Below are 9,779 nucleotides of genomic sequence, written 5' to 3'. Positions count from 1 at the left end.
CGCCCGGTTACATTCCGAACCCGGAAGCTAAGCCTCACAGCGCCGATGGTACTGCAGGGGGGACCCTGTGGGAGAGTAGGACACCGCCGAACAATTCTTGAAAAGGTCGGATCCTGAACTTCGGTTCGGGGTCCGGCCTTTTTCTGTTGTGCGTAACGTGTCGTTCACGTTGCGAGCCCAGCATCCCAGACATGGGAACAGCAGCAATGCTCAGGGCCGCCGGCGTCGGAGTCGGTGACGAGGTCGTCGTACCGGCCTTCGGGAACGTCGAGGTCGCCGAGGCCGTGACCCTGGCGGGCGCGCTCCCGGTGTTCGCGGACATAGATCCCGTGACCTACTGCCTCGACCCGGACTCGGTCGAGGCGGCCGTAACTGCCCGTACGGCCGCGGTGGTTGTGGTCCACCGCTTCGGACGGCGCGCCGACATCGGGCGGTTGCACGCGCTCGGGCAGCGCCACGGGCTGCTGGTGCTGGAGCAGGGCGAGTCCGAGGCGCCGTACGACGAGATAGCGCAGCGCAGGGAGCGGGCCGCTTATCTCGACGCCAAGCTGAAGGGCGTACGGACGCCGGACGGCGGGGACGGGCACACCTATCAGCAGTACGTCGTGCGGGTGCCGGGGAACGGCCGGCCGGACCGGGACGCCTTCGCGCGGGCCGTGCGGGCCAAGGGAGTTGAGTGCCGGGTGCCGGTGAAGACGCCCGTGCACCGGCTGCCGGAGTTCCGTCGGTGCGTGTCGTTGCCGCAGACCGAGCTGGCCGCCGACGAAACGCTCGCGCTGCCCGTGGACGCCGCGCTCACCAAGAGGGAGATGCACCGCGTCGTGTCCGCCTGCAACGCCCTGGGCGGTCTGCTTCAGCCCGCCTTCTGACCGGGCACCGAACGAATTTGGGAACTGGGGCCGGCTCGGGGTACAGTTTCTTCGTCGCCGCGAGGGAAACCTCGAAAACGACAGGCCCCTATAGCTCAGTCGGCAGAGCGTCTCCATGGTAAGGAGAAGGTCAACGGTTCGATTCCGTTTGGGGGCTCCAGCAAAAAGGCCCCACCCTTCCGGGTGGGGCCTTTTCGTGCTTCCTCAGGGCTCCTGGTGGATTCCCGGAACCCGCATCGCCAGAATCGCCATGTCGTCGGAGGGGGCGTCCGAGGCGAAACGCTCCACCGCGCGCATGATGCGTGCCGCGACCGCGCCCGCCGTCAGACCCGTGCACGTCGTGAGGACGTCGGCGAGGCCGTCGTCGCCCAGCATGCGTGAGCCCTCCCGGCGTTCGGTGACGCCGTCCGTGACGCACAGGAGCACGTCACCCGGGTCCAGGGTGACCGTCTCCTCGTACAGTTCCAGGTCCTCGATGACGCCCAGCAGGGGCTGGGGTTCGGCCGCGGCCACCACCGTGCCGTCCTGGCGCAGGCGCAGCGGGAGCGGGTGGCCGGCGCAGACCACCTTCAACTCGGCGCTGCCGTCCTCCCGCGGGCGCATCTCGCCGTACAGGAGGGTCAGGAAGCGGCTGCGGTCGCCCTCGTCGAGGATCGCGGAGTTCAGGCGCTCCAGGACGGCCGGGCCGGACAGGCCCTCGCGGGCCAGCAGTCGCAGGGCATGCCGGGCCAGGCCGGTGACCGCCGCCGCGTTGGGGCCCGTACCGCAGACGTCGCCGATGGCGAAGCCGTACGCGCCGTCGCCGATGGGGAAGAGGTCGTAGAAGTCACCGCCGACCTCGTTGCCCTCGCCGGCCGCGCGGTAGATGACCTCGACCTCGACGCCGTCGATCTGCGGCAGGCCCGGCGGGAGCAGGCTGCGCTGGAGGGACTGGCTGATGGCCGTGCGCTCCGAGTACAGGCGGGCGTTGTCCAGGGCGAGGGCGGCGCGGCGGCTCAAGTCCTCGGCGAGTTCCAGGATTTCCTGGCGGAAGTGTTCGTCGGTGGGCTTGCCGAGGGTCAGCATGCCGATGACGCGGTTGCGGGCGACCAGCGGCAGGACGACCGTCTCGCCGCCGACCGCGGAGGCCGTGGCGAGCGTCGGGCCGATGCCGGAGGTGACCTGGCGCGTGGGGCCGCCGGCCAGGCCCAGGCTGCGCATGGAGGTCCGCAGGGCGGCCTGGTGGGCGACCTCGCCCGGGGTCGTCCAGACGCGGGCGCCGGGCGTCGGCACCGGGTCCGGCGCGGGGACCTTCGACAGCAGCGACTTGATGCCGTCGATGAGTTCCTCGTCCTCGTGCAGGACGTACGACAGGTAGGGCTCGGAGGCCTGGTCGGCGATCGTGTAGACCGCGCACCAGGTGGCCAGCGTCGGGACCGTCATCTGGGCCATCAGGGCGAGGGTCTGGTCGCGGTCCAGGGTGCCGGCCAGCAGGTCGGACGCCTCGACCAGGAAGCTCAGGGAGCCGCGGCGCAGGCGTTCGAGTTCGCCGAGGCGGGCCGACTCGACGGCGAGGGCGATGCGGTCGGCGGCGAACTGGAGGCGCAGCGCCTCCTCGTTGGTGTACCGGCCGGGCGCCTCCGCCGCGACGCCGAGGGAGCCGGTGAGGCGGCCCTCGACCTTGAGCGGGACGGTGACGACGGAGCGCATGCCGGTTCCGGCGAGCAGGGGTACGGCCCCGGGGACGGCGGCGAGGTCGTCGTGGACGGCGGGCATGCGGGCGGAGCCGTAGCGGCCGGGGCCCGCCTCGACGGGCACGCGCGCGAAGCGCTGGCGGGCGGAGGGCAGGCCGGTGGAGGCGCGGACCTCCAGTTCCGTCTCGTCGTCGGTGGCGAGCAGGAGGAAAGCGGAGTCGCCGTCGAGCATGTCGCGGGCGCGTTCCACCGTGCGTTGGAGGAGGCCGTCGAGGTCGTCCGGGGCGGGGGAGCCGATGAACACCTCGAAGGGGTCGGTGCTCTGTCCGTCGGCGGACGGGGCCGGGTCGGTGGCCGGGACGCGGGACGGGGTCTGGAGGACGGCGCGCTCGTGGTCGCGGACGAGGAGGCAGACCGTGGAGGGCTCGCCGCCGGTGTCGCGGACCCTGAGGTGGGAGGCGTACACCTGGGCCACGCGGCCGTCGGCGCCGCGGATGCCGTAGCTGCCCTCCCAGCGGGAGAGCTGGAGGGCCTCGGCGATGCCGGTGCCGGTGCCCGGGGTGTGCGGCCAGGCGGCGAGGTCGGTGAGGGGCTTGCCGATGACGTCGTTCGCCGGGTAGCCGAACAGTTCCTCGGCGTCCTCGTTCCAGGCGCTGATGTTGCCCTTCCGGTCGACCTGGAGGACGGCGACGCGGACGCGGCCGTCGGCCAGCGGGAGGAGGTCGGCGGGCAGGGCCGGGCCGGCGGCGCGGGTGCCGACCGCTCGTTGGGGCAGGTTGAGCTGGAACCAGACGTTCTTGTGGGTGGGGGTGTAGTCCACGCCCCAGCGGGTGGCCAGGGCCGCGCAGAGCTGGAGGCCGCGGCCGCCCTCGCGGTCCGGGCTGCTCATGGCGACGGCGGAGCTCTGGAGCGGGACCTCGCGCTCCGGGTAGCGGTCGGAGACCTCGATGCGCACGCCGTCCTCGGTGCGCAGGCACAGCACCTCGGCGTGGGTGCCCGCGTGGACGACGGCGTTGGTCACCAGTTCGCTGGTGAGGACGACCGCGTCGTCGACGATGTCGGCGAATCCCCAGCCCTGGAGGGTGTCGCGGACGAAGGACCGGGCGGTCGCGACCGATCGTCCGACGGGCTCGAAACTGGCAGCCGCGCGCGCGGTGATCACAGAACTCCTCGGCCGGTTGTCGACATGCAGGGCTGCGTGGCCGGCCGGCTCGCTCCGCTGTTGCGGCATCAGCTCGCCCGTCGGCTGTGGCTCCGGGGGCTGTCCCCCGGGGATCAGTCCGGTGGTCATGGTGTCCGGCCGCCCCTCCGATGCCCGCTCGTACTCGTGCCACCGCCCAGACCGGTCGGACCGGTGCGGCTGGACAGCCGCATGCAAGGTTACTTACCTTCGCCGTCCGAGCGGATGCCGGTTGCCGGTGTTTACGCCCCCAGGGTGTGCGGACGATGTGCGAAGCTGCCGAACTGTTATGGCCTGGTTCGGCCGGGGTGAAACACTGGGCAAGCTTCTGATGAAGGTCGGGTCGGGCTGCGTGCGTTCCGTGTACGGCGGGCAGCAGCCCTTGGTGTGGCCGGATCTCGTCTGGCAGAAATACGCAGCAGTAACCGGTACGCGGAAGTAACCGGTATGCCGATGACCGGCAGGCCGGGGCCGAAGCGGCCGAGTACAGCAGTAACGGTCTACCCCTCCGGGAGGGACACAGTGGAGTCTGGCGCGGCGACGCGAGCCACGAAGACGCGCGCGAAAGGCGAACCGTCCCTGGGCAGGAGCGGCGGCACCACCACGGTGGACACGGCTGCCCTGAACCGGCTGCTGGCGGCTCTCCTGTCGATGCGCGACGGGAACTTCCGCAAGCGGCTCACGGTCTCCGGGGACGGCGTGATGTCGGAGATCGCGGCCGTCTTCAACGAGGTGGCCGACCGGAATCTGCATCTGACCGGTGAGCTGTCGCGAGTGCGGCGCATGGTGGGGCGTGAGGGAAAACTCACGGAGCGGCTGGAGACGGGGGCCTGTGAGGGCTCCTGGGCGACGGCCATCGACAACTCCAACGCGCTGGTGGACGACCTGGTCTGGCCGGTGTCGGAGGTCAGCCGGGTGCTCACGGCGGTCGCCGAGGGCGATCTGTCGCCGCGGATGGAGCTGCGGACACAGGCGCCGGACGGCGGCACGGGGCATCCGCTGCGGGGTGAGTTCCTGAAGGTCGGCCGTACCGTCAACAACCTGGTCGACCAGTTGTCGACGTTCACCGACGAGGTCACGCGCGTGGCCAGCGAGGTCGGGACCGAGGGCAAGCTCGGCGGGCAGGCCCGGGTGCGCGGTATGTCCGGTTCGTGGAAGGACCTGACCGAGTCCGTCAACACCATGGCGGACCGGCTGACCGCCCAGGTGCGGGACATCGCGCTGGTGACCACGGCGGTCGCCAAGGGCGATCTGTCCCGGAAGGTGACCGTTCATGTCGCCGGCGAGATGCTGGAGCTGAAGAACACCGTCAACACGATGGTGGACCAGCTGTCGGCGTTCTCCTCCGAGGTCACCCGGGTGGCCCGGGAGGTGGGCACCGAGGGCATCCTGGGCGGCCGGGCGCAGGTGCCCGAGGTGGCCGGTGTGTGGAAGGAACTGACCGACTCCGTCAACACGATGGCGGGCAACCTGACCGCGCAGGTGCGCGGGATCTCCCAGGTGACGACCGCTGTCGCCAACGGTGATCTGTCGCAGAAGGTGACGGTTCCGGCGCGCGGCGAGGTGGCGCAGCTCGCCGAGACGATCAACCAGATGACCGAGACGCTGCGGATCTTCGCGGACGAGGTCACGCGGGTGGCGAACGAGGTCGGCGCGGAGGGGCGGCTCGGCGGGCAGGCGAACGTGCCGGGCGCGGCGGGTACGTGGAAGGACCTGACGGACTCCGTCAACACGGTGTTCCGGAACCTCACCACGCAGGTGCGGGACATCGCGGCCGTGACGACCGCGGTGGCCAGCGGTGATCTGTCGCAGAAGGTCACCGTGGACGTGGCCGGCGAGATGCTGGAGCTGAAGAACACCGTCAACGGCATGGTGGACCAGCTGTCCGCGTTCGGTGCCGAGGTGACGCGGGTCGCGCGGGAGATCGGTGTCGAGGGCGAGCTGGGCGGCCAGGCGCAGGTGCCGGGGGCGGCCGGTACCTGGAAGGACTTGACGGACTCCGTCAACACCGCGTTCCGCAACCTCACCGGGCAGGTGCGCAACATCGCCCAGGTGACCACGGCGGTGGCCAACGGCGACCTGTCGCAGAAGGTCACCGTCGACGTGTCCGGCGAGATGCTCCAGCTGAAGAACACCGTGAACACGATGGTGGACCAGCTGTCGAGCTTCGCCGACCAGGTCACGCGGATGGCCCGGGACGTGGGCACGGAGGGCCGGCTGGGCGGTCAGGCCCGGGTGGACGGGGTCTCCGGCACGTGGAAGGAGTTGACGGACTCCGTCAACTTCATGGCCGGCAACCTGACGTCCCAGGTGCGGCAGATCGCCCAGGTGACGACGGCCGTGGCGCGCGGTGACCTGTCGCAGAAGATCGACGTGGACGCGCGCGGCGAGATCCTTGAGCTGAAGAACACGATCAACACGATGGTCGATCAGCTGTCCGCCTTCGCCGACCAGGTGACGCGGGTCGCGCGGGACGTGGGTACGGAGGGCCGCCTGGGCGGGCAGGCGCAGGTGCCCGGTGTGGCCGGTGTGTGGCGGGACCTGACCGACTCCGTGAACGGCATGGCCGGCAACCTCACGGCCCAGGTGCGCAACATCGCGCAGGTCGCCACGGCCGTGGCGCGCGGTGACCTCTCCCAGAAGATCACCGTGGACGCGCGCGGGGAGATCCTGGAACTGAAGAACACCCTGAACACGATGGTCGACCAGCTGTCGTCGTTCGCCCAGGAGGTCACCAGGGTGGCCCGTGAGGTGGGTACGGAGGGCATCCTCGGCGGTCAGGCCGAGGTGCAGGGTGTCTCCGGCACCTGGAAGGACCTCACGCAGTCGGTGAACTTCATGGCGAACAACCTGACGATCCAGGTGCGCAACATCGCCGAGGTGACGACGGCGGTCGCCAAGGGTGACCTGTCGAAGAAGATCACTGTTGACGCGAAGGGCGAGATCCTTGAGCTCGTCACGACGGTCAACACGATGGTTGATCAGCTGTCGAGCTTCGCCGAGCAGGTGACCCGGGTGGCCCGTGAGGTGGGCACCGAGGGCATCCTGGGCGGCCAGGCGCACGTACCGGGTGTCACGGGCATCTGGAAGGACCTCAGCAACAACGTCAACCTGATGGCCAACAACCTGACCATGCAGGTGCGGAACATCTCCCAGGTGGCCGCGGCCGTCGCCAACGGTGACCTGACGCGGCAGGTGACGATCGAGGCGCGCGGTGAGGTCGCGCAGCTCGCCGACACCATCAACACCATGGTGAAGACGCTGAGTTCGTTCGCCGACCAGGTCACCAAGGTGGCCCGCGAGGTGGGCACGGACGGCATCCTGGGCGGCCAGGCGCACGTGCCCGGTGTGGCGGGCACCTGGAAGGACCTCACCGAGTCGGTGAACCAGATGGCGTCCAACCTGACCGGGCAGGTGCGCAACATCGCCATGGTCACCACGGCCATCGCCAAGGGTGACTTGACGAAGAAGATCGACATTGACGCTCGCGGTGAGATCCTTGAGCTGAAGACGACGATCAACACGATGGTTGATCAGCTGTCCAGCTTCGCCGAGGAGGTCACCCGGGTCGCCCGTGAGGTGGGTACGGAGGGACAGCTGGGCGGTCAGGCACGCGTGCGTGACGTCGACGGCACCTGGCGGGACCTCACCGAGTCCGTGAACGAGATGGCCGGGAACCTGACCCGGCAGGTGCGGGCCATCGCGCGCGTGGCGACCGCGGTGACCCGTGGCGACCTGAACCTGAAGATCGACGTGGACGCGTCCGGCGAGATCCAGGAGCTTCAGGACTACATCAACAAGATGATCGCCAACCTGCGCGACACCACGATCGCCAACAAGGAGCAGGACTGGCTCAAGGGCAACCTGGCCCGGATCTCCGCCCTCATGCAGGGCCGCCGGGACCTGGAGGACGTGGCCTCGCTGATCATGAGCGAGCTGACGCCGGTGGTGTCCGCGCAGCACGGCGCGTTCTTCCTGGCGATGCCGCTCATGGAGGGCAAGGGCGTCGGCAACGGCGAGGACGACTACGAGCTGCGGATGCTCGGCTCGTACGGCTACTCGATGGGCTCCATGCCGACGTCGTTCCGGCCCGGTGAGGCGCTGGTCGGCACGGCCGCGCAGGAGAAGCGCACGATCCTGGTATCGGACGCGCCGAGCGGCTATCTGAAGATCTCCTCCGGGCTCGGCGAGGCGCCGCCCGCGCAGGTCATCGTGTTGCCGGTGCTGTTCGAGGGCAAGGTGCTCGGCGTGATCGAGCTGGCCTCCTTCACGCCGTTCACGCAGATCCAGAAGGACTTCCTCAACCAGATCGCCGAGATGATCGCGACCAGCGTCAACACCATCTCGGTCAACACCAAGACCGAGAAGCTGCTCAAGCAGTCGCAGGAGCTGACCGAGCAGTTGCGGGAGCGGTCGGCGGAGCTGGAGAACCGGCAGAAGGCGTTGCAGGCCTCCAACGCCGAACTGGAGGAGAAGGCCGAGCTGCTGGCCCGGCAGAACCGGGACATCGAAGTGAAGAACACCGAGATCGAGGAGGCCCGGCAGGTCCTGGAGGAGCGTGCCGAGCAGCTCGCGGTCTCGATGCGCTACAAGAGCGAGTTCCTCGCCAACATGTCGCACGAGCTGCGCACCCCGCTCAACTCGCTGCTGATCCTGGCGAAGCTGCTCGCCGACAACGCCGAGGGCAACCTCTCGCCCAAGCAGGTGGAGTTCGCCGAGACCATCCACGGCGCCGGCTCCGACCTGCTCCAGCTGATCAACGACATCCTGGACCTGTCGAAGGTCGAGGCGGGCAAGATGGACGTCTCCCCGACGCGGATCGCGCTCGTCCAGCTGGTGGACTACGTGGAGGCCACCTTCCGGCCGCTGACCGCGGAGAAGGGCCTGGATCTGTCCGTACGGGTCTCCCCGGAGCTGCCGGCGACCCTGCACACCGACGAGCAGCGACTGCTCCAGGTGCTGCGTAACCTGCTGTCCAACGCGGTGAAGTTCACCGACTCCGGGTCGGTGGAGCTGGTGATCCGGCCCGCCGGGGCGAGTGTGCCGCAGTCCATCCGGGAGCAGCTGCTGGAGGCCGGTTCGCTGCGCGCTCCGGACGGCGAGCTGATCGCGTTCTCGGTGACCGACACCGGTATCGGGATCGCGGCCAGCAAGATGCGGGTGATCTTCGAGGCGTTCAAGCAGGCGGACGGCACCACCAGCCGCAAGTACGGCGGTACCGGCCTCGGCCTGTCGATCTCGCGGGAGATCGCGCAGCTGCTCGGCGGTGAGATCCACGCGCAGAGCGAACCGGGCCGTGGCTCGACGTTCACGCTCTACCTGCCGCTGCACCTGAGCGAACTGCCTCCGCAGGGCTACCAGCAGTCCGTGCCCGCGCTGGAGGCCGGCGATCTGGTCGCCTCCGAGGCGCACCGGTCCTCGGAGCTGTCCGCGGTGGAGATCGAGACGCCGGCCGAGGTGAAGTCGTACCAGGAGACGCAGAACGGACCCGCCGCGCTCTTCAGGCGCCGGCGGCGGAGCCTGCCGGCGGACGGGCAGCGGCCCGAGCAGTGGACGGCGGTGCCGGAGCGGGAGCGCGCGCCGCAGAGCCGCGCGGTGCGGTTCGGCGGCGAGAAGGTGCTGATCGTCGACGACGACATCCGCAATGTGTTCGCGCTCACCAGCGTCCTGGAGCAGCACGGCCTGTCGGTGCTGTACGCGGAGAACGGCCGCGAGGGCATCGAGGTGCTGGAGCAGCACGACGACGTGGCGGTCGTCCTGATGGACATCATGATGCCGGAGATGGACGGGTACGCGACGACCACGGCGATCCGCAGGATGCCGCAGTTCGCGGGGCTGCCGATCATCGCGCTGACCGCGAAGGCGATGAAGGGCGACCGGGAGAAGGCGATCGAGTCGGGCGCCTCCGACTATGTCACCAAGCCGGTCGACCCTGATCATCTGCTGTCGGTGATGCGTCAGTGGATGACCGGGGAGTGACCTCCCGGTGACCACGGTGAGCGGATCGGACGGGTGTGCTGTGAACACCGGGGGAACCTGCGGCGGAGGCGGGGAGTT

Annotated in this window: 3 protein-coding genes, 1 tRNA gene and 1 rRNA gene; 4 read left to right on the top strand and 1 reads right to left on the bottom strand. The window is 69.5% G+C overall.

Annotated elements, in window-relative coordinates:
- From rrf to ACZ4WH_RS36770, 3 genes are all read left to right on the top strand, one after another.
- Window positions 1–92 (top strand): 5S ribosomal RNA (gene rrf / locus ACZ4WH_RS36780); the annotation flags it as partial.
- Between the two features lie 114 nt (window positions 93–206).
- Window positions 207–869: a DegT/DnrJ/EryC1/StrS family aminotransferase gene (locus tag ACZ4WH_RS36775; protein WP_468189118.1), complete on the top strand. Its 663-nt coding sequence runs from the start codon at window positions 207–209 to the stop codon at window positions 867–869.
- Between the two features lie 84 nt (window positions 870–953).
- Window positions 954–1,029, top strand: a tRNA-Thr gene (locus ACZ4WH_RS36770).
- Between the two features lie 44 nt (window positions 1,030–1,073).
- Here the strand turns inward: ACZ4WH_RS36770 and ACZ4WH_RS36765 are convergent.
- A complete protein-coding gene (locus tag ACZ4WH_RS36765; RefSeq protein ID WP_468189113.1) occupies window positions 1,074–3,833 on the bottom strand; it encodes a SpoIIE family protein phosphatase in 2,760 nt (919 codons plus the stop codon).
- A 411-nt stretch (window positions 3,834–4,244) separates the two neighbouring features.
- Here ACZ4WH_RS36765 and ACZ4WH_RS36760 point away from each other — a divergent pair, with 411 nt between their 5' ends.
- On the top strand, window positions 4,245–9,701 hold the full coding sequence (locus tag ACZ4WH_RS36760; protein WP_468189111.1) for a HAMP domain-containing protein: 5,457 nt from the start codon (window positions 4,245–4,247) through the stop codon (window positions 9,699–9,701).
- The last annotated feature ends 78 nt before the right edge of the window (window positions 9,702–9,779 follow it).

This window comes from Streptomyces sp. NPDC029138 (assembly GCF_055564375.1).
The sequence above is the reverse complement of the archived record's forward strand: the minus strand, read 5'-3'. Positions and strand labels throughout refer to the sequence as shown.